Annotated in this window: 16 protein-coding genes; 1 reads left to right on the forward strand and 15 read right to left on the reverse strand. The window is 53.3% G+C overall.

What is annotated here, in order from left to right; all coding sequences use genetic code 11:
• Positions 1 to 75: 75 nt before the first annotated feature.
• The 15 genes from EVJ30_RS08935 to EVJ30_RS09005 form a co-directional block, all read right to left on the reverse strand.
• On the reverse strand, positions 76 to 3,204 hold the full coding sequence (locus EVJ30_RS08935) for an efflux RND transporter permease subunit (RefSeq protein WP_370250780.1): 3,129 nt from the start codon (positions 3,202 to 3,204) through the stop codon (positions 76 to 78).
• Between the two features lie 27 nt (positions 3,205 to 3,231).
• Entirely contained in the window at positions 3,232 to 3,702 is a 471-nt protein-coding gene (locus EVJ30_RS08940; RefSeq protein WP_070327851.1) for a competence protein ComK, read from the reverse strand.
• 121 nt (positions 3,703 to 3,823) lie between these two features.
• A complete protein-coding gene (locus EVJ30_RS08945; protein WP_131458108.1) occupies positions 3,824 to 5,203 on the reverse strand; it encodes a sensor histidine kinase in 1,380 nt (459 codons plus the stop codon).
• Positions 5,200 to 5,862 (reverse strand): response regulator transcription factor, encoded by a 663-nt coding sequence (locus tag EVJ30_RS08950; protein ID WP_070327853.1) that lies wholly within the window; start codon positions 5,860 to 5,862, stop codon positions 5,200 to 5,202. The genes EVJ30_RS08945 and EVJ30_RS08950 overlap by 4 nt, the downstream gene beginning before the upstream one ends.
• Before the next feature lie 341 nt (positions 5,863 to 6,203).
• Positions 6,204 to 6,410: a cation transporter gene (locus tag EVJ30_RS08955; RefSeq protein ID WP_131458109.1), complete on the reverse strand. Its 207-nt coding sequence runs from the start codon at positions 6,408 to 6,410 to the stop codon at positions 6,204 to 6,206.
• Positions 6,407 to 8,518 carry a heavy metal translocating P-type ATPase gene (locus tag EVJ30_RS08960; RefSeq protein ID WP_131468812.1) on the reverse strand — a complete coding sequence of 704 codons (2,112 nt, stop codon included), beginning with the start codon at positions 8,516 to 8,518 and terminating at the stop codon, positions 6,407 to 6,409. Before EVJ30_RS08960 ends, EVJ30_RS08955 begins: the two co-directional genes overlap by 4 nt.
• A 12-nt stretch (positions 8,519 to 8,530) precedes the next feature.
• Positions 8,531 to 8,833, reverse strand: coding sequence for a metal-sensitive transcriptional regulator (locus EVJ30_RS08965; protein ID WP_070327854.1), 303 nt, complete (start codon positions 8,831 to 8,833; stop codon positions 8,531 to 8,533).
• 96 nt (positions 8,834 to 8,929) lie between these two features.
• The gene (locus EVJ30_RS08970) at positions 8,930 to 10,474 is read right to left on the reverse strand and encodes a long-chain-fatty-acid--CoA ligase (protein WP_131458111.1); all 1,545 of its coding nucleotides are present in this window, start codon (positions 10,472 to 10,474) and stop codon (positions 8,930 to 8,932) included.
• A 103-nt stretch (positions 10,475 to 10,577) separates the two neighbouring features.
• Complete coding sequence (locus tag EVJ30_RS08975; protein WP_236634118.1) at positions 10,578 to 11,051, reverse strand: PTS sugar transporter subunit IIA; 474 nt, start codon at positions 11,049 to 11,051, stop codon at positions 10,578 to 10,580.
• 155 nt (positions 11,052 to 11,206) lie between these two features.
• Positions 11,207 to 12,196: a lipoate--protein ligase gene (lplA, locus tag EVJ30_RS08980; protein WP_131458113.1), complete on the reverse strand. Its 990-nt coding sequence runs from the start codon at positions 12,194 to 12,196 to the stop codon at positions 11,207 to 11,209.
• A gap of 71 nt (positions 12,197 to 12,267) precedes the next feature.
• Entirely contained in the window at positions 12,268 to 13,161 is an 894-nt protein-coding gene (locus EVJ30_RS08985; RefSeq protein WP_131458114.1) for a Cof-type HAD-IIB family hydrolase, read from the reverse strand.
• Between the two features lie 84 nt (positions 13,162 to 13,245).
• On the reverse strand, positions 13,246 to 14,631 hold the full coding sequence (hemG, locus tag EVJ30_RS08990) for a protoporphyrinogen oxidase (RefSeq protein WP_131468814.1): 1,386 nt from the start codon (positions 14,629 to 14,631) through the stop codon (positions 13,246 to 13,248).
• Positions 14,624 to 15,553 (reverse strand): ferrochelatase, encoded by a 930-nt coding sequence (hemH, locus tag EVJ30_RS08995; protein WP_131458116.1) that lies wholly within the window; start codon positions 15,551 to 15,553, stop codon positions 14,624 to 14,626. The genes hemG and hemH overlap by 8 nt, the downstream gene beginning before the upstream one ends.
• Positions 15,550 to 16,599 (reverse strand): uroporphyrinogen decarboxylase, encoded by a 1,050-nt coding sequence (hemE, locus tag EVJ30_RS09000; protein ID WP_131458117.1) that lies wholly within the window; start codon positions 16,597 to 16,599, stop codon positions 15,550 to 15,552. The genes hemH and hemE overlap by 4 nt, the downstream gene beginning before the upstream one ends.
• A gap of 116 nt (positions 16,600 to 16,715) precedes the next feature.
• Positions 16,716 to 17,021 carry a MerR family transcriptional regulator gene (locus tag EVJ30_RS09005; protein ID WP_131458118.1) on the reverse strand — a complete coding sequence of 102 codons (306 nt, stop codon included), beginning with the start codon at positions 17,019 to 17,021 and terminating at the stop codon, positions 16,716 to 16,718.
• Between the two features lie 128 nt (positions 17,022 to 17,149).
• Between EVJ30_RS09005 and EVJ30_RS09010 the strand changes: the two genes are divergently transcribed.
• Positions 17,150 to 18,448, forward strand: a complete 1,299-nt coding sequence (locus tag EVJ30_RS09010; protein WP_131468816.1) for an ammonium transporter — start codon at positions 17,150 to 17,152, stop codon at positions 18,446 to 18,448.
• Positions 18,449 to 18,451 lie beyond the last annotated feature (3 nt).

An 18,451-nucleotide genomic window follows, 5' to 3' on the forward strand; every position in this document is an offset into this window, starting at 1 on the left:
AAAACATCAGTCTTGACGAGACAAACAAACAGGCGCCCGGTCCTAATTTGGACCGGGCGCCGATTCGTTTGCTGATCAATCCGTGAACGGTTTATCCCGATGGCGACGTTTCGCCAAGATCAAGTAATAGGCCGGAACAAGGACGAGTGTCAGTACGGTCGAGAACAGAATTCCCGACACGATACAGATGGCGAGCGGTTTGAAGAGCGGGTCTTCACCGAACGCGACCGGCAGTAACGCGACGACCGCCGTCAACGCCGTCAGGAGAATCGGACGGATCCGAGCACGTCCCGCCTCGTATACCGCCGTCGTGACCGACATTCCACTACGAATCCCTTGCTCGATGAATTCGAACAAGACGACCGCGTTTCGAACGACGATTCCGGCAAGTGAGACCATCCCCATCGATGCCATGAAGCTAAACGGCGTCTGCGTGATGAACAGCCCGACGACCGCACCGGCAATCGCCAAGTAAATCGTGAACAAGACGAGAAGCGGTAATGAAAGTGAATTGAACTGGAATGCGATGATTAAGAAAATCAAGAACAAGACGACGATGAACAACGTCGCGAGTTCAACGAAGAACTCATTTTGCGTATCGCTCGCTCCCGACTGTTCGAACGAGATGCCATCGTTCGTCAAGTCTGATTTTGCGTCATCGAGAATCTGTTCAACGTCTTGTTTGAACGCATCTTCGTCCATCCCTTCAGTCGAATAGATTTGAAGCGTGACGATCCGCTCCCCGTTCTCACGCGGAATCTGTTGGATCTGTTCAGTCGTCGTTTCGGTGACGAACGTACTGAGCGGTGCGACCGGCGGACCGGCTTCCGTGTCGACCGGGATAAGAATCTCGTCAAGGGCGAGCGCCTCGCGGTTTGCGGCCGCATCGACGACGATTTTCACATCGCGTTGTTCGACACCATCGTCGAACGTACCAATCGGGATGCCGTCCGTGACTAACCGGATCTGATCGCTAATTGCTTTCGCGGTCACTCCAGAGGCAGCCATCGCTTCGCGGTTCAATTCGTACGTGAGTGTCTGGAACGGTTCTTTAATGTTATCGAGCACGAGCGCGCCATCGATGTCTTCGAGGTCTGCCTTGACCGTATCGCGTGCCGCGACAAGTTCTTCGATCGTTTCACCGCGCATTGTGAATTCTACCGGGGCAGACGTTGGTGGTCCCTGCTGCTGCGTATCTAAGAAGATTTCAGCGTCCGGATAGTTTTCACGTATTTGCGACGTGTACTCATCAATCAACTGAATCGCATCGATTTGTTCGTTGTCGACTCGGACGACGACTTGTCCTGCATTGTCACCCGACTGATTGAGTCCACCGGTGAACAAGCTTGGAAGCCCACCGCCAGCGAAAATGGCGGTCTCGGTAACACCGTCAATCTGTTGGAATTCGGCTTCGATCTGTTGGAGGCGACGTTCTGTTTCCTCTAAGTCAGTTTGAACCGGGAACGTGACGCTCGTCACGACTTCTGGCCGGTTCGCAGCCGGGAAGAACTCGAACGGTGTCAACAGAATCAGCCCGTATAGTGCCGTCGTGATGACAAATCCGACCAACCCGAACGTCCACGGCCGTTTGGCGACGACCGGGAGCAACCGATCCGCATAAAAATTACTGAGACGGTTGAGCGGTCCGCCGAGCCATCCTGGCTCCCGCTTCGACACTTTCACTTTCTTCCGGTTCAACCAATACTGTGCGATCGGCACGAGCGTCAAACTGATGACCATCGATGCGAGCACCGACAAGGCGAGTACTGTCGGTAACGCTCGGATAAAGTTCCCGTTCGCGCCTGACAAGAGTGTCAGCGGTAAGAACGCGAAGACGACGGCGAGCGTCGACGTGACGATCGACCCCCATACTTCTTTCGTTCCGCGAACGGCACCGACCATGGCTGTATCGCCTTTCCGGTAGCGACGCAAAATGTTGTCGTTGACGACGATCGCGTCATCGACGAGAATACCGAGCGCGATGATCGCCCCGATGATCGAGATTTGGTTCAAATCGACTCCCGTGAAGCGTAGCGGGATGAGTGCGATCAAGAAGGACAACGGAATCGCCAAGCTGACGATGAGTGACCCTGTGAACGTCAACCCAATCGTCGTGACGACGATAACTGCGATCATGGCGATGATGAATTCTTTCGTAAGTGACGAGAAGATCGCATCGACCGCTTTCGCTTGATCGTAATAAGTAACGAGTTCGACTCCGTCTAAGTCTCCCACTTCAGAAGCGACGACTTCATCGACGCGTTGTTGCAGCGTCGGGATGTCTTGACCTGGCTCGATTGTCACCGTGAGCGAGATTGCCGGTTCGCCGTCGAGTGAGACGAGGTCGGTGACTGCTTTTGTCGTCTCTTCGACCGTACCGACATCGGCAAGGCGGACGGGATCGCCGTCGACAGAACCGACGATGACTTGATCCATGTCATTGACGTTCGTCAAGTTATCGATCGCCAATTGATAAATACCGTCGTCCGTCGATTGGCGACCGAGCGGTGTCGTCTTATATTCTTCGTTGATTGCCGTCAAGACGTCTGGGAATGCGAGTTGGCGTTCCCCAAGCGCTTCGGAATCAAGTGAGACGACGAATTCTGTTTCCGGGAGCCCTTTGATCGTGAACCCGGTCACACCATCTGTTCGTAACAAACGGTCTTCTAGCCGTTCGACCTGTTCTCGAACCGCTTCAAGCGACTCGCGGTCGCTCGACGTCAACAAATAGGAAGCGACCGGAAGCTGACCGATCGAATCGTTGACCGTCGGTGCTAAGGCGTTGTCAGGTAACCGAGGCGCCGCGTCTGAGATCGCCTGCCTCACGTTCGCTTGTAGCTCGCCTTGATCAAATCCGTCTTCATACTCGACGGTGATATTCGAGAACTCCGACGCCGACAGCGACGATACGTTCTCCACCCCTTCAAGCCCTCTTAACTCGGTTTCAAGGATGTTCGTGACGTTCCGTTCGACCGTCTCAGCGGTCGCCCCTGGATATGGGGTCTGAATGAGAATGATATTGACGCTAGTCTCTGGGATTTCACGTTTCGGGAGCTGGAAAAACGTGAGTACCCCGACGACGATTGCAACGAGTAAAAATACAATCATCAATTTTCCTCGCTCAATCATTTTCTGAAAAAACATATTGACCCCTCGCTTTCGGATGATGTGCAAATACACATATGAACTATTCTTCTTTATCATAGAGGGGTTTGAATCGGTTTTCAATCCTTAAACGTGATGCAATGTGCTACTATGGAAACGTTTTTGGAACGCATACGATAATTCAATCGATCGCTGCTTCTGCCGTTGGACCGTATGATCGGAGACAGGGACTTGAATCGATTCCCCGGTCAGAAATTGAATCCGGGTCCCGTTGCCAAACTTTTTGATGCCCGTGACATGTTGAAAATTGATCCACGCACAATCAGGACTCTCTTTGGCGATCGTCGGGAAAAAGACGGCATCGGCGTGCCAATCCATGACGACAGGGGTTTTTCGATGAGGACCAAGCACGTGACGGGCCGCTTCGATTCGCCCTTGGATACTCGATCCATAATAGAGACAAGCCGATTCGAGCAAGTGAATCGGCGAACCTTTCAGACGGTGCACGCCATCAGGCTGATAGACGAGTGTCTCGGCCTCACCGTACTCATTAAATACCGGAACCAACGCTCTTGTATCATTCGTCAACTGTGTCATCTGTTCTTCCTCCAAAACGTATGATATGACTTACACGTTATTCATAACAAGTTCCTTAAACGTATGCAAACGGCTCGTCGACATTTCCCACTAAAAAAACCAGCCGTTCGCAGGCTGGTTTTTAAAATCTGTCATCCGTTTTTAATTTTTGTGTGTCTTTCAGGTGGGGGAAGTGGAATTGGACAGCAACTCCGTCGTTCGTATTACCCAAGGTAACGGTCCCGCCATGGAGGGTCACGATGCGTTGGACGATAAACAAGCCGAGACCGAACTTGCCTTGTTTCCCACGGGAGAATTGATGGAACAGATCAAGGTTTTCATCGACCGACGGGCCATCGTTTTTAATGACGATGTCGATTCCTGCATCCGTTCGTTCGAGTTCGACCTGAATCGTCGACTCGGCGTAACGAATCGCATTGTCGAGCACGTTTTCGAGCGCGACCCGAACCTGTTCCCCGTCACCGAGCATCTCGCCCGCGTGTCCGGTCAACGTCCACTCGAGGTTGCCACGGAGCTTGAAGCGGTCGATGAGCAATTCGACCAACTTATCGAGGTTGATCGGATCAAGCTTCATCTCCTGCCCTTTGAAATACTCCAACTTGGTGACGTATAACAAGTCGACCACTTTTTTCTCGAGACGCGATGCTTCTTCATCAATGACTTCGGCCGACCCTTTCAAGTCTCCAGTCGGATAGATGCCGTCCCCGATTGACTGGGCATAGCCGCGAATGACCATGATCGGCGTCTTCAAATCGTGAGAGATGTTTTGTAAGAGCGCCTGTTGCGCCAAATCTTGCTCTTGCAGTTCTTGGCGCATCGCGTCGATCGACCGCGCCAATTGCCCGAGCTCGTCTTCCCTGGCGAGTGGTAACACCGTCTCCCATTGGCGGTTCGATATTTTCTCAACGGCCCGTTCCATCTCGACGATCGGCTTCGTCAACTCTCTCGACATCCAAAGGGCCGGGATGAGTGATAGGAGGCTGATGACACCAATTAAAATCGAGATACGCCAGAACAATGTCGAGACGAGCTCACGGCGATAAGCGTCCCAGGCGTACGACGCCTGGTAGATGAGGGCACCGTCATATTCGTTTTGACGAATCGTATAGTAGACGTCTTCCCCATCGATCGTCGTCTGATATTTGGCGACCTCGCTCGTCTGTTCGAGCGCCTCTTGATACATCCGATTCGTCAGCTCGAGCGGGGCCGAGCCGTAAATGATGCGTCCGTTCGGCAAAAAGATAAGCTGATTGACCGAACGTGATTCTTGTTGACGCCGATCGTACTCGATCGGGTTGCTCGGAATATTTTCGAGCTCGTTCGTATTTCCGAGGTAATAATCGACATCTTGAAGCGTCTCATACACTTGTTCATCGATGAACTGCGTGATCGAGGAGCGGACCGTCAACAAGATCATCAACGCCAAGGTGACGATGATGAGCAAAATCAATACCCAGATTTTCCACATGAGCCGTTTCGGCTTAAGATCGTGAAGTCTCATGGCTTAACGAGTCGATAACCGATCCCATACAGCGTCTCAAGTTCGAGTCGGTGCAACTTCTTCCGTAAGCGTCGGACCAAGTCATCGACGACACGGTCTGAGCCGAAATAGTCGCGACCCCAAACGCCTTCTAATATTTGCTCACGCGACAGCGCCGAGCCCGGATGCTCGAGGAAGAGCAATAACAAATCGAACTCTTTGGACGTCAAATCGATATCATCCGCAGCATGCTTGATCAGTCGTTTGTCCGGATAAATCGTGTATTCCCCGTACTCGATATGTTCGTTCGATTTCGACCCGTACACCCGATCGATCAATTTTTTGACCCGGATGACGAGCTCGCGCGGTAAGAACGGTTTGGCGATGTAGTCATCCGAACCCATCTCCAGTCCGATGATTTTATCGATGTCCTCATCACGGGCCGAAATGAAGATCGTCGGTGTATTGGCGTTCGTCGCCTTGATTTGCTTCAACAACTGAAAGCCATCGAGGTCCGGTAGCATAATATCGAGCACCCATAAGTCAGGTTCGTCTTGAATCGCGGCTTGGGCTGATACACCATCCGTGAACGAACGGACTTGGTAGCCTTCTTGCTCTAAATACGTGACGAGCATTTTGTTTAAATTGACCTCATCATCGACTAAATAGATCGTGTACATTTTAGTCACCTCTGCAACATTTTTCACTATCATATCAAACAATTGTCGACGAATGATGGGAAATCACTCGTTTTGAGCCGTCTGGATGTACCGTCAATCTCTTAAGTTGACGAAAAAAAAGAAGGGTTTCCCCTCCTCACCGTGTCGGCCGTGTCCGCAATTGTTGAGCGAGGAAGGCCGTCCCCCCGCTAAGTAACGCCAACACGCCGCTGATCATGACGAGTTCCATCGTAACCCCACCTTCCCGCTGATACCGATTCTCATTATCATCTATACTATATCATAGTTTTTAGTATGAGAACATCACAAAAAAATCCCGCCTCACAGGCGGGATCCGGTCGTTATGCGTTGACGTCGTAACCTTGTTCTTCGATAGCTTCGATCATCGTTTTGACGGAAATCTTATCGTTATGGATGACATCGACCCGGTGATCTTGCAACGAGACGATGGCTGACTCGACGCCTTCTAATTCGGTCAAAGCCCCTTCAACCGCTGCCTTACAATGGTTACATGTCATACCTTCTACTTTCAAGACTGTCTCATTCATTTTTGATGTCCTCCTTGTTTTTTTAATCGCAGTGCGTTCAATACGACCGAAACCGAACTGAACGCCATCGCCGCCCCGGCAATCCATGGAGCGAGCAAACCGGCCGCGGCAATCGGTATACCGAAGCTATTATAGACGAGCGCCCAAAATAGGTTTTGACGGATGTTTCGCATCGTGAGCGCACTCATCTCGATCGCCCGATCCACGCCTTCGATGTCCCGACCCATGATCGTGACGTCCGCCGCTTCTAAAGCGACGTCCGTCCCGCTGCCGAAGGCGATACCGACGTCCGCGACGGCGAGCGCAGGCGCATCGTTCATCCCGTCACCGACCATGGCGACGCGGCCACGTTGTTTCAGTGCCTCGATGTGGTCTGCCTTCTCGACGGGCAACACCTCGGCAATGACGTTCGCTTCAGCGATGCCTAGTTCACGCGCCACGTCGAGCGCGACTTCTTTTCGGTCTCCCGTCAAGACATACACTTGTCTCGTCGTCGCAAGTCGTTGCACGACTTCCCGGCTACCTTCTTTCAACCGGTCTTGAAGACCGAACGCTGCCACGACTTCAGATTCACTCGCCACGTAAACTGGCGTCATCGCTTGCATGTCCCAATCAGGCAACGTGAATCCGGCCTCGCGCATCATCCGGACCGAACCGATAAGAAGCTCTTTCCCATCGACGACCGCATTCAATCCTCGGCCCGATAATTCTTCGACCCGTTCCACGTGCCCGACGCCGACGCCACGACCGATCGCTTCCGCAAGTGGATGCGTCGACTGACGCTCGGCCATGACCGCCCGTTGTAAGAACGACTCGTCCCCGAACGTCGCCACGACTTCAGGCGTCCCGTTCGTGAGCGTCCCCGTCTTATCGAACACGACGACATCGACACCGTTCAATGATTCGAGTTGACCGCCCCCTTTAAAGAGGACGCCTTGTTCAGCCGCACGGCCGGTCCCGACCATGATCGAGGTCGGGGTCGCAAGTCCGAGTGCACACGGGCAAGCGATGACGAGGACGGCGATTGAAGACCGAATCGCCATATCGAGATCATTAAACCCGAACAACCAAACGGCGAACGTGACGGCACTGATGGCGACGACGATCGGTACGAACACGCCAGAGATTCGGTCGGCCTGCCGTTGAATCGGTGCTTTATCCGTTTGTGCCTGTTCGACGACACGGACGATTTGCGCAAGCATCGTCTCGCTGCCGACACGCTCTGCCGCCATCAAGAAGCGGTGTGTTCGATTGATCGTCCCACCGACGACATCAAAACCGACGCCTTTTTCAGACGGGATCGATTCGCCGGTCAACATCGATTCATCGATGACCGTCTCACCTTCAACGATCTTACCGTCGACCGGCACTTTCTCACCTGGACGGACGACGATCACGTCGCCGACGTTGACAAGGTCGATCGCCACCGACCGCTCTTCCCCGTCGACGAGTAAGATTGCTTCTTTCGCCTGCAGCGACAGAAGCGATTTGAGCGCATCTGTCGTTTTTTCTTTCGCCCGTGCCTCCAACCATTTCCCGAGCAATACGAGCGTGATCAACACAGCGCTCGTCTCGAAGTAAAGGGACGGATTCATCGGATGGATGAGCATTTCGAAAACGGAATAGAAGTAGGCGGCGGATGTCCCCGTCGCGACGAGGACGTCCATATTGGCCGCCCCGCTCTTCAGGCTCTTATACGCCCCTTGATAAAACTGGGCCCCGATCCAAAACTGGACCGGTGTCGCGAGCGCGAATTGCCACCACGGGTTCATGAGCCAATCGGCATGGAACATTAACCCAGGGATATGGGTAATCATGACGAGTAAGAGCGGCGCCGAAAGAAGCGCCGAAATGAGCACTTTCCGTTCTAGTGGGCGGAGGTCATGTTTCGGTGTGCGCTCGACTTTTCGTTCCGCCCCGTAGCCGATCTTCTCGATCCGGGCGATCAGCTCCTCTTCGGTGATGCCGTCCTCGACGCGAATTGTCGCCGTCTCGAGCGGCAAGTTGACGGTCGCATCGACCCCGTCCATCTTATTCAATACTTTCTCGATTCGGGCTGAGCATGCGGCGCATGTCATTCCTTGAATCGACAGTTCGACAGTCTTCATACGAGCACCTCCTTACTTTTTAATGCGGCTGACAATTGTCATCAATTCGTCAATGTATGGATCCATATCTTCCGTTTCACTCGCATGGACCAAGCATTTACGCATATGACGCTCAAGCAGCTGCATCTCGACTTGCTTTAACGCGGCTTGAATAGCCGACGTCTGCGTCAAGATATCGACGCAATATCGGTCGCTCTCGACCATCTTTTGAATCCCACGGACTTGGCCTTCGATCCGGCGCAGCCGTTTACTGAGCGCAACTCGCTCGGCGTCTTCGCGCGGGACGAGCGGCTGTTCGTGCAAGAATTCATCCATTGTTATCACCTCACGTCTAATATACCCCTACCCCGTAATGGTGTCAAACGTATGAAATAAAAAAAGAGCGACAATTGTGTGTCGCCCTTGCTTGATTCAGTTGCGTTGAAACGCTTCGCTTTTCAAAACCGTCCGCAAAATTTTACCGGTCGTATTTCGCGGTAACTCATCGATGATCTCGATGTGGCTCGGCTGTTTATATTTGGCAAGTTTCGTCGCCGCGAACGCGCGGATCTCGTCGACCGAAAGCTCATCGCGGGTGACGATGAACGCCTTCACCGCTTCACCTTGCTCGGCATCGGGCACGCCGATGACGGCAGCCTCGACGATGCCCGGGTGTTGGTACAACACTTCTTCGACTTCCCGCGGGTAGACGTTATAACCACCGACGATGACCATATCCTTTTTCCGGTCGACGATGTAAAAATATCCGTCCTCGTCACGTTTCGCCAAGTCGCCCGTATAGAGCCAGCCGTCCCGAAGCGTCATCGACGTCTCCTCAGGCAGTTTGTAATAGCCTTTCATGACGTTCGGACCGCGGACGATGAGTTCCCCGACTTCGCCGACACCGACTTCTTCGCCGAGCTCGTCGACGATTTTGTTCTCGACGTGGACGATTGACGGACCGATCGATCCCGCTTTCCGTTCCCCGTGGAGCGGGTTGAAACAAGTGACCGGCGACGCCTCTGACAGGCCATACCCTTCGAGGATCTTACACTCGAACTTTTGTTCAAACGATTCGAGCAGTTGGACCGGTAAGCTCGCCCCGCCCGAGACGAAGACGCGGACGTGCTTGAGCGCCGACGCGTAAGCCGGTACTTTCAGCGCCGTTTGTAACAAGAAGTTGTACATCGTCGGCACACCGGCAAAAATGCTGACCTGGTGCTTCGGAATGAGATCGAATACGTCTTGCGGCGAGAACTTCGGCAAGATGATGATCGTCGCCCCGCGCAGGAGCGGCGCGTTGACGATGACCGTCAAACAGAAGACGTGGAACATCGGTAGCGCCGCGAGCGCCTTATCGTCCGGTGTGATCTCGAGATATTCTCCGATTGAGTGCGCGTTCGAGAACAAGTTGAGGTGGGTCAACAGCGCTCCCTTAGGTTTACCTGTCGTCCCGCTCGTATATAAGATGACGGCGACGTCTTGTTCATCGACCTCGACTAGCGCCGTCACGCCCGAGGCGAACGCTTTTGAAAACGGCATAAATTCGATATCCCCTGTGCGCTCGATTGCGGGCACATCCGCATACGGTACCGAGATGACGAGTTTCAACTGCGGCAAGTTCGTGAGCGCCGTTTCGGCTTGCGCGACGAGCGGCGACAAGGCGACGATCGCTTTCACGTCTCCATCGAGTAAAATGTAAGCCATCTCGTCCGGCGTATATGTAGGGTTGATCGGAATGACGATTCCCCCTCGCGCGAGGACCGCAAAATAAGAAATCAAGAACGCCGGGCTATTCCCAAGGACGAGCGCGACGTGGTCCCCTCTGTCGATCCCCTTCTGTTCAAGCGTCGATGCCATCGCTTGGACTTGTCCGAAAAACTGTTCGTAGCTGACCGTGTCCTCCCCGAACACGTAGGCCGCCTTATTTGGATGCGCGGCCACAACCCCTTGTAACGCTGTGACTAAGTTTGCCATGGTAATCCCCCTTTGGAAATGAATGACGATTCACTCTTGAGCCGTAAAAAAGAGCACGGCAACCGCGCTCTTTTTCAGTTACCTCTATTGTACATGAAACATCTCAGGAAGAAAACGCTTTCAAATCCATCGTCTGCAAATGATATAGCCCGGCCCGGCTTTGGACGTGAACAAGCGCTTGCAACGCTTCGTCGTCCATGAGCAGATCATCGATCAACTTATGGAACGTCTGTTTCTTCTCGTCAGTCGTCGCTGTGATGATAAAGATCAGTTCTGCACAGACCGATTCCCCGGCGATCGTCCGCACGTCGAACGGACGGTTCAAGTGGAGCAGCGTGATGCCATCGCGCTTTGAGACCTGGTTCGGCACGTCGATGACAGCGACCGGGATGGCGACGTCCGTCACTCCGGACGGGATCGTGCGCTCCTGCTCGATGATGACTTGCGCGAACGTATCATCGACAATTCCTTTTCCTTCTAGCTCAAGACCAATCGCGAGCATGGCTCGCTCGAACGTCGGTTGATCGGTCACCCACATCCAGTTCGTGTCCATCCATTCTGTGATGAAACGGCACATCTTCATTCCTCCTATTGGCTCATCTCCGTTAACGAAAGCGCTTGCAATAATTATGATACGCCTTCCCGCAACGACTCGCAACGCTACACACGAGGTTTCACGAAAACGCCAAAAAGGATGGTCTCTGAAACAGACCATCCTCCTGCAAAATCGCCTCAGCTAATGAGATCGACCAATTCTTCTAAGTCGACGTTACCGAAGTAATGCTTGACGTCGAGGTGTGACAATTGTTCCCGAATCGCGACCCGTTCGAACCGCGTCCCGACGAGTGCCTGCTCGACGTCGTGGATATCACCGACGCCGAAGAAGTCGCCGTAGATTTTCGCTTCCGTGATCGTCCCTTTATTGACGTTCAAACGAACGTCAATCGTGCCGATCGGGAAACGACGCTTCGATTCGACGTCGAACTTCGGTGACTTCCCGAAGTTCCAGTCCCAGTTCGCGTAGCGTTCTTTCGAGATGTCTTGAACGATTTCCCAGTCCTCGTCACGGAGCACGTAACGTTCCGGGTCTTGACCATCATAGATCGAGTGGAGGAGCGCCTCGACGAACCGTTCCATCTCCATCTCTTCTTCTAAAAATTCCGTGATGTTGGCGACCCGGCTCCGAACCGACTTGATGCCTTTTGAGCGCATCTTCTCTTCTGAGACGTTGAGCGAGTTGACGACTTCCTCGATGTTCGAGTTGAACATGAGCGTCCCGTGGCTGAACATACGACCGCGCGTCGTGAATTGGGCGTTCCCGCTGATTTTCCGTTCGCCGACTTGAATATCGTTACGACCGGTCAATTCTGCTTCGACACCGAGTTGTTTGAGCGCATCGACGATCGGCTGTGTGAACTTCTTGTAGTTATTGAACGAATTGCCGTCATCTTTCGTGATGAAGCTGAAGTTCAAGTTGCCTTCGTCGTGATAGACGGCACCGCCGCCAGACAAGCGACGGACGACGTCGATCCCGTTCTCTTCGATATACTTCAAGTTGACTTCTTCTGACGTGTTCTGGTTTTTGCCGATGATGATCGACGGGCCGTTAATATAGAACAAGAAGTAGTCCTCATGCTCGACGTTCAAATGCTTGAGGATATACTCCTCGACCGCCAAGTTGAGTTTTGGGTCCCGGATGTCCGGGTTAAAGATAAATTTCACAGTCGGTTTCCTCCTAATCGGATGTTCGTTAGTTGTATTATACGAGACGAATCACCCGCTCTACAACTTGTTTACTTCCACTCACCGCTCATGATGCGCTTCAACGCGTTCGCGACGCCATACTCATCATGACGTTCCGTGACGTGGTGGCTGATGGCAATTAACTCCTCGTGACTGTTGCCCATCGCAATCGCTTTGCCGGCGACTTCAAACATCGGCACGTCGTTCAAGTTGTCACCGATGACGACGACTTCTGACAAATCGACACCGAAGTGCTCGGCGAGCTTCTTGACGCCGTGACCTTTGTCGGCCCCGTTCGCCATCACTTCGATGTTGTCGTTCCCTGATGACGTGACGTATACCCCGTCGACACGCTCATCGATTTCAGTCCATAGTGATGACATCTTCTCAAAATGACTTGAGAACGCGATGAATTTATAGACGCGTCCGGCCTCGTTTTTGATGAAGTCCTCGATGTCCTCGACGAGACGGACGTCTTCGTTGACGTAATAGCGCTTCCGGAAGAACTCATACATCTCGAGCGACCGGTCGTCACCATTTTGCTTCAAGTTTTCCATCGTCGCTTCAATCAAATCGAGGCGACTTGCGACAAGTCCCGCTTCCGAATACATCTCATAAAAGATATCCGAATACTTATGGTCTTGATGAAGCACCGACACGACTTCGAGCGCTTCTTCTACCGTCAAATCGATTTCATGGAGCACCTCTCCCGTTTCAGTCAAGACGCGGCCCCCGTTTGACGAGACGATCGGGCACGTGAGACCGGCTTCATCGAGAATTCCTTTCGCGTTGAAGTAATTGCGTCCCGTCGCAATCGCAAAGCGAATCCCTTGCGCTTCGGCGGCGCGGACGATTTCCGCCGTCTCCGGTGCGATTTTTGTGTGGTTGTGCAGAATCGTGCCATCCATATCGGATACGAACAGTTTATACGTTGTCATCAACATCCACTCCCTCTTTTTCTCTTTCGCTTCTAACTATAACAAAAAGAGAGGCCGACGGAAAAATCCGACACCTCTCTTCACAAATCCTTAACCAAGTTCTGCTAACTGTTTGATCTGCTCGTGGACGCTCTTAATACAGTCCGGCATGCCGATCCCGTCGTAGGCGATCCCCGCGAGCAGCACGCCCGGATAAACTCGGCTCATCTCGGCCCGAAGCGCTCGCACCCGGTCGGCGTGGAAGACCGCGTACGGTGGCAATCCGTCCCGCAGCCGGCTGACGACCGCCTGGAGCGGTGCGGCTTTGATGTTCATCAAACCGCCCAAGTCATGCAGCGCTGTCGCCACAATGTCCTCATCCGGCGCATCGACGATCTCGTCAGCACCCGGACGACCGAGGAAGACACGGAGAACGTGATAGCCGTCTGGCACGGCGTGTGGCCATTTTTGATCGATGAACGTACACGCCGTGATCATCACGTCCGCTTCTTGGCTCGTGACGAAGCCCGTACCGACGAACGGGAGCTCGATATCTGTCTCTTTAAAGACGAGTGAGCACGTCGCGGTCGCATGCGGCTTCATATCGGCCAAGAAATCACTGTCGACTTTCGGTAAGAACTGACGAATGAGACGCGGCGGGACCGTCAGCACGAGACGCTCTGAATCCATATCGCCACGATTCGTGAGCAGACGATAGCCTGTCTCCGTCTCCTCGACTTGTTCGACCGAACAGTTCAAGATGACCTCTGTCCGCTCGAGCCGTTCCGCGAGACGGTCCGTCAGCGACTTCAAACCTCGCCGGAGCGAAGCGAACTGTCCGACTTTCTTCGCGCCGACTTCAGCGACACGCTGTTCGGGACGAAGATGGCGCATCCCTTCATATAGACTGCCGTACTTCTTCTCACCTTCGATAAACTGCGGGAACGTCGACAGCGCACTCATCTTGTCGATATCGCCGGCATAAATGCCCGACAATAGCGGCTCGATCAATCGGTCGACAATCGGATCCCCGACCCGTTCTCGAAGATAGAGGCCGAGTGAGACGTCCGTCTCCGGGGGCGTGATGTCCGGGGGCGACAACAGCATGGCCCGCAATGCCGCGTGCTCGTCTTCTGACAAGAGCGACGTCTGCTTGAACACGTCGACGTCGAATGGGATGCCCATCACCGTCTGTTTCGGGATCGGATGTAACCCGTCATGATGCAAGACGTACGCTTGGCCGACCCCGTTCCGGACGAGCTCGTCCCCGAGACCGACGTCATGGATCAACTCGGTCATCGCCGTCTTCCTGAACACGTAAGAGTCAGGACCGCGCTCGACCGCGAATTCACCGGTCTCGAACGTATCGATTTTTCCGCCTAACCGGTCATTCGCCTCTAACAGCGTGATCGACACGTCTTCCGGCAAATAACGCTCGGCATAAAAAGCGGCGGTGAGACCTGTGATCCCACCACCGACAATCGTCAAATTACGCATGATGCACGATCACGCTTTCCATCCGATCTGCGACGGCTTCGATGAAGCTCCGCTCTGCGTTTGGCATGTTTGGACGTGCGTAGTGAACGCCAAGGCGGTCACAAACGACTTTACATTCCACGTCGTTGTCGAAGAGCACTTCGAGGTGGTCAGCGACAAAACCGACCGGCGTATAGACAAACGCCTCGTAGCCATGTTTTTCGTGAAGTTCAGCCGTCAAATCTTGGACGTCCGGCCCGATCCAAGGATCCGGCGTGTTGCCTTCAGACTGCCAACCGACCTCATAGTTGATGACACCGGCAGCTTGCGCGATCTTGTCTGCCGTCTCTTTCAACTGATCCGGGTACGGATCGCCACCGGCCAAAATCTTCTCTGGCAAGCTATGCGCCGACACGATCAAGCACGCCTTTTCGGCTGGGACCGGCAAGTTCGCGAACGTGTCTTTGATCGCTTCGGCCCACCAATTGATAAATTTCGGCTCATCGTACCACGACTCGACCGAACGGATCTCGATGTCGTATTTCGCCGCTTCTTCATGGGCGCGTCCGTTGTAAGACTTGACGCTATATGACGAATAATGAGGGGCAAGAACGACTGAGACCGCTTCTTTAATGCCGTCGTTCGCCATTTGCGCGACCGCATCCTCGACGAACGGTTCGATGTGCTTGAGACCGATATATAATTTGAAGTCGATTTCACCAGCGTGACGCTCGTTCAAAATGTCTCGAAGCGTCTCCGCTTGGTCAATCGTGATCTTCGCGAGCGGAGATACGCCCCCGATCGCCTCATAACGTTCCGTCAAGTCTTGGAGCGCTTCCGGTGCCGGCTTGCGTCCGTAACGGATGTGCGTATAATATCGTTCAATGTCTTCCGGTTTATATGGTGTTCCATAAGCCATTACGAGTAATCCGACTGTTTTCATGATGATTTGCCTCCCATTTTTTCACGTGAATAGTCATGGATAAATGCCGTCAATTTGACGAGTACGGCCGGGTCGACTTCTGGGAACACCCCATGTCCCAAGTTGAAGACGTAGCCCGGTTGTTTCATCCCTTCATCGAGGATTTCTTTCACTTTCTCCTCGATGACCGGCCATGGTGCCAGCAAGAACGACGGGTCCAAGTTTCCTTGCACCGCTTTCGTAATGCCGCGATCGCGCGCTTCTTGAACCGACAAGCGCCAGTCGAGCCCGACGACGTCGATTGGCTGATCCTGCCATTCTTCTACAAGATGGCTCGCTCCGACACCGTGCATGATGAGCGGGATGTCGAGCGTGCGCAATTCAGTGAAGATGCGCTCAGTCGTCGGTTTAATGTAGCGGACATAATCTTTGCGGCTGAGCGTCCCGACCCATGAATCGAACAATTGGAACGCTTGGATCCCGGCCTCAGCTTGCGCTTTGGCGTACGTGATGACCATGTCTCCAAGTTTGTCCATGAGCGCGTTCCAAACGTCCGGCTCAGCGTACATGAGTGCTTTTGTCCGATGATAGCTTTTCGATGGACCGCCTTCAATCATATAGCTCGCAAGCGTGAACGGCGCTCCCGAGAATCCGATGAGCGGCACTTCAAGACGCTCCCGGAGCAAACGGATCGTCTCGAGCACGTACGAGATGTCGTCGATATTCAGCGGTTTCAAGCGCTCGACGTCCTCCATCGTCCGATACGGATTATCGATGACCGGGCCAATCCCGCTCTTAATTTCTACATCGACACCCATCGATGGGAGTGGTGTCATAATATCTTTGTACAGAATGGCCGCGTCGACTCCAAGTTGCTTGACCGGGAGTTCTGTCACGTAGGCGCATAGTTCTGAATCGTGTGTGATTTCGAACAACGTCCTCGTTTTCTTGATCTCACGATATTCTGGTTGGTAGCGTCCGGCTTGGCGCATATACCAGACCGGAACATAGTCTGTCGCCTCTCCTCGAAACGCCTTCAAAATAGTATCGTTCATACGTCGCGTCATTCCCCTCTATAATTCTCCTACACTCTTCTTCTATAGGTATGTGAACTCAAAAACATTATACAGAAATTAATTAGAATAATGCTAATGTGAAGCATTTTCATTGTGTTTTCATTGTGTCATTTCTTTGTCGGGTACGTGCGGAACGCCGAATTGAGCTGACCCCGGATCAAATCGTCACGCTGTCTCGTCGACAGACGTTTCTCGCGCTCTTTAATGTCTTGAATCCGCCATCCGTCCTCAAGCTTCGACGCCACGTCGATCAACCGTTCGACGTCATGGAAAGAATATTTACGTGAGCCTCCCTTTGTCCGTTCCGGGAAGACGAGTCCTTTCGCCTCATAATAGCGCACTTGTCGTTCAGAAAGCCCGGTCAGTTCGGTAATGATGCCCATTCCAATCACTTTCTTCGACTTGTAGTCCATCGTCCGCCATCTCCCTTCTCAAAAAAACTATGTCAGATAATCTGACAAATTGCAATCCAACCCGTTCATTTCGTCTTAAACTGAAACCAACTTTTGAAATCACACTTGCTAAAAGGAGGAATCGCAACATGGAAGAAATTATGTATTATATGGACACGCTGTTCGTACTCATCGCTGCACTGCTCGTCTTGACGATGCAACTTGGTTTCGGCTTACTCGAGACTGGGACGCTCCGGGCTAAAAACGCCGGGCATGTCGCTGTCAAACAAATCATCAGCCTCTCTGTGGCGGCAATCGCCTTTTGGGCCGTCGGGTTCGGCCTCTCATTCGGGGATGGTACCCGCTGGTTCGGGACTGAAGGATTCTTTTTAAACGGATCGTTCACGAGCCTCGACTGGGCTAACGTCTCGCTCGACATTAAATTCTTGTTCCAATTGTCATTCGTCGCCGTTGCGCTCGCAATCGCTTGGGGCGGATTTGCGGAACGGGCTAAACTGTCGGCTTACGTCTTATTCGGTATCTTCTTCGTCGCCATTCTCTATCCGATCGTCGCTCGCTCGGTTTGGGCGGGTGGACTCCTCGGCTCAATGGGGATGCAAGACTTCGCAGGTTCAGCCGTCGTCCACCTCCAAGGTGGGATGGCCGCCCTCATGGCGACGATCATCTTGAAACCACGACGGAAAACAGAATCACTCGCCGGTCATAACCACGTCTTGACGGTCGTCGGCGGACTCGTCCTTTGGCTCTGCTGGTTCGGGTTCAACGCGGGATCGACGATGTCGGTTGCTGACGGATTCTTCGGTTATGTCGCTCTTACGACGATGCTCGCTACGGCTGCCGGTGCGCTCGGCGCTCTCGCCATCGTCATGATCCACAAGAAGACGGCCGACATCCCTTCAGTCGTCAACGGTGTTCTCGGGGCGCTCGTCGCCATCACAGCCGCTTGTGCCTTTGTCGAACCATGGGCCGCTGTCGTCATCGGCGCCCTAGCTTCCATCGCAACATACGGCACGAGTATCCTCATGGCGAAATATATCGATGACCCACTCTGTGCCTTCTCGGTCCACGGTGTCGCTGGCATCATCGGAACACTCGCACTCGGGTTCTTCGCATCACCGCGTCTCGTCGAGATCACCGGCATCGGTTCGGCCGGCCTCTTCTACGGTGGCGGCTTGTCACAACTCGGCGTCCAGGCGCTTGGTGTCTTGATCGCAATGGTCATCGCCGGAGGCGGAAGCTACGTCTTCTTAAAACTACTCGACGTGACGATCGGTCTCCGTGTCACTGAAGAGCAAGAAGACGTCGGACTCGATATCGCCGAGCACGGTGTATCGGCGTACGGTGAAATCGATTCGGAAACTGACACCCCGGCTCGCCTGCCGAAGATTCTCGGCTCGAGCGTGTCGGTCATGTCACCAAAAAAATAATAG

This window comes from Exiguobacterium sp. SH5S13, assembly GCF_004337085.1.
GTDB lineage: Bacteria > Bacillota > Bacilli > Exiguobacteriales > Exiguobacteriaceae > Exiguobacterium > Exiguobacterium aurantiacum_A.

Excerpts from the sequence above, each read along its gene's own strand:
- EVJ30_RS08935 (WP_370250780.1), bottom strand. The coding sequence starts at position 3,204 with ATGATAAAGAAGAATAGTTCATATGTGTATTTGCACATCATCCGAAAG.
- EVJ30_RS08940 (WP_070327851.1), bottom strand. The coding sequence starts at position 3,702 with ATGACACAGTTGACGAATGATACAAGAGCGTTGGTTCCGGTATTTAAT.
- EVJ30_RS08945 (WP_131458108.1), bottom strand. The coding sequence starts at position 5,203 with ATGAGACTTCACGATCTTAAGCCGAAACGGCTCATGTGGAAAATCTGG.
- EVJ30_RS08950 (WP_070327853.1), bottom strand. The coding sequence starts at position 5,862 with ATGTACACGATCTATTTAGTCGATGATGAGGTCAATTTAAACAAAATG.
- EVJ30_RS08955 (WP_131458109.1), bottom strand. The coding sequence starts at position 6,410 with ATGAATGAGACAGTCTTGAAAGTAGAAGGTATGACATGTAACCATTGT.
- EVJ30_RS08960 (WP_131468812.1), bottom strand. The coding sequence starts at position 8,518 with ATGAAGACTGTCGAACTGTCGATTCAAGGAATGACATGCGCCGCATGC.
- EVJ30_RS08965 (WP_070327854.1), bottom strand. The coding sequence starts at position 8,833 with ATGGATGAATTCTTGCACGAACAGCCGCTCGTCCCGCGCGAAGACGCC.
- EVJ30_RS08970 (WP_131458111.1), bottom strand. The coding sequence starts at position 10,474 with ATGGCAAACTTAGTCACAGCGTTACAAGGGGTTGTGGCCGCGCATCCA.
- EVJ30_RS08975 (WP_236634118.1), bottom strand. The coding sequence starts at position 11,051 with ATGTGCCGTTTCATCACAGAATGGATGGACACGAACTGGATGTGGGTG.
- EVJ30_RS08985 (WP_131458114.1), bottom strand. The coding sequence starts at position 13,161 with ATGTTGATGACAACGTATAAACTGTTCGTATCCGATATGGATGGCACG.
- hemG (WP_131468814.1), bottom strand. The coding sequence starts at position 14,631 with ATGCGTAATTTGACGATTGTCGGTGGTGGGATCACAGGTCTCACCGCC.
- hemH (WP_131458116.1), bottom strand. The coding sequence starts at position 15,553 with ATGAAAACAGTCGGATTACTCGTAATGGCTTATGGAACACCATATAAA.
- hemE (WP_131458117.1), bottom strand. The coding sequence starts at position 16,599 with ATGACGCGACGTATGAACGATACTATTTTGAAGGCGTTTCGAGGAGAG.
- EVJ30_RS09005 (WP_131458118.1), bottom strand. The coding sequence starts at position 17,021 with ATGGACTACAAGTCGAAGAAAGTGATTGGAATGGGCATCATTACCGAA.
- EVJ30_RS09010 (WP_131468816.1), top strand. The coding sequence starts at position 17,150 with ATGGAAGAAATTATGTATTATATGGACACGCTGTTCGTACTCATCGCT.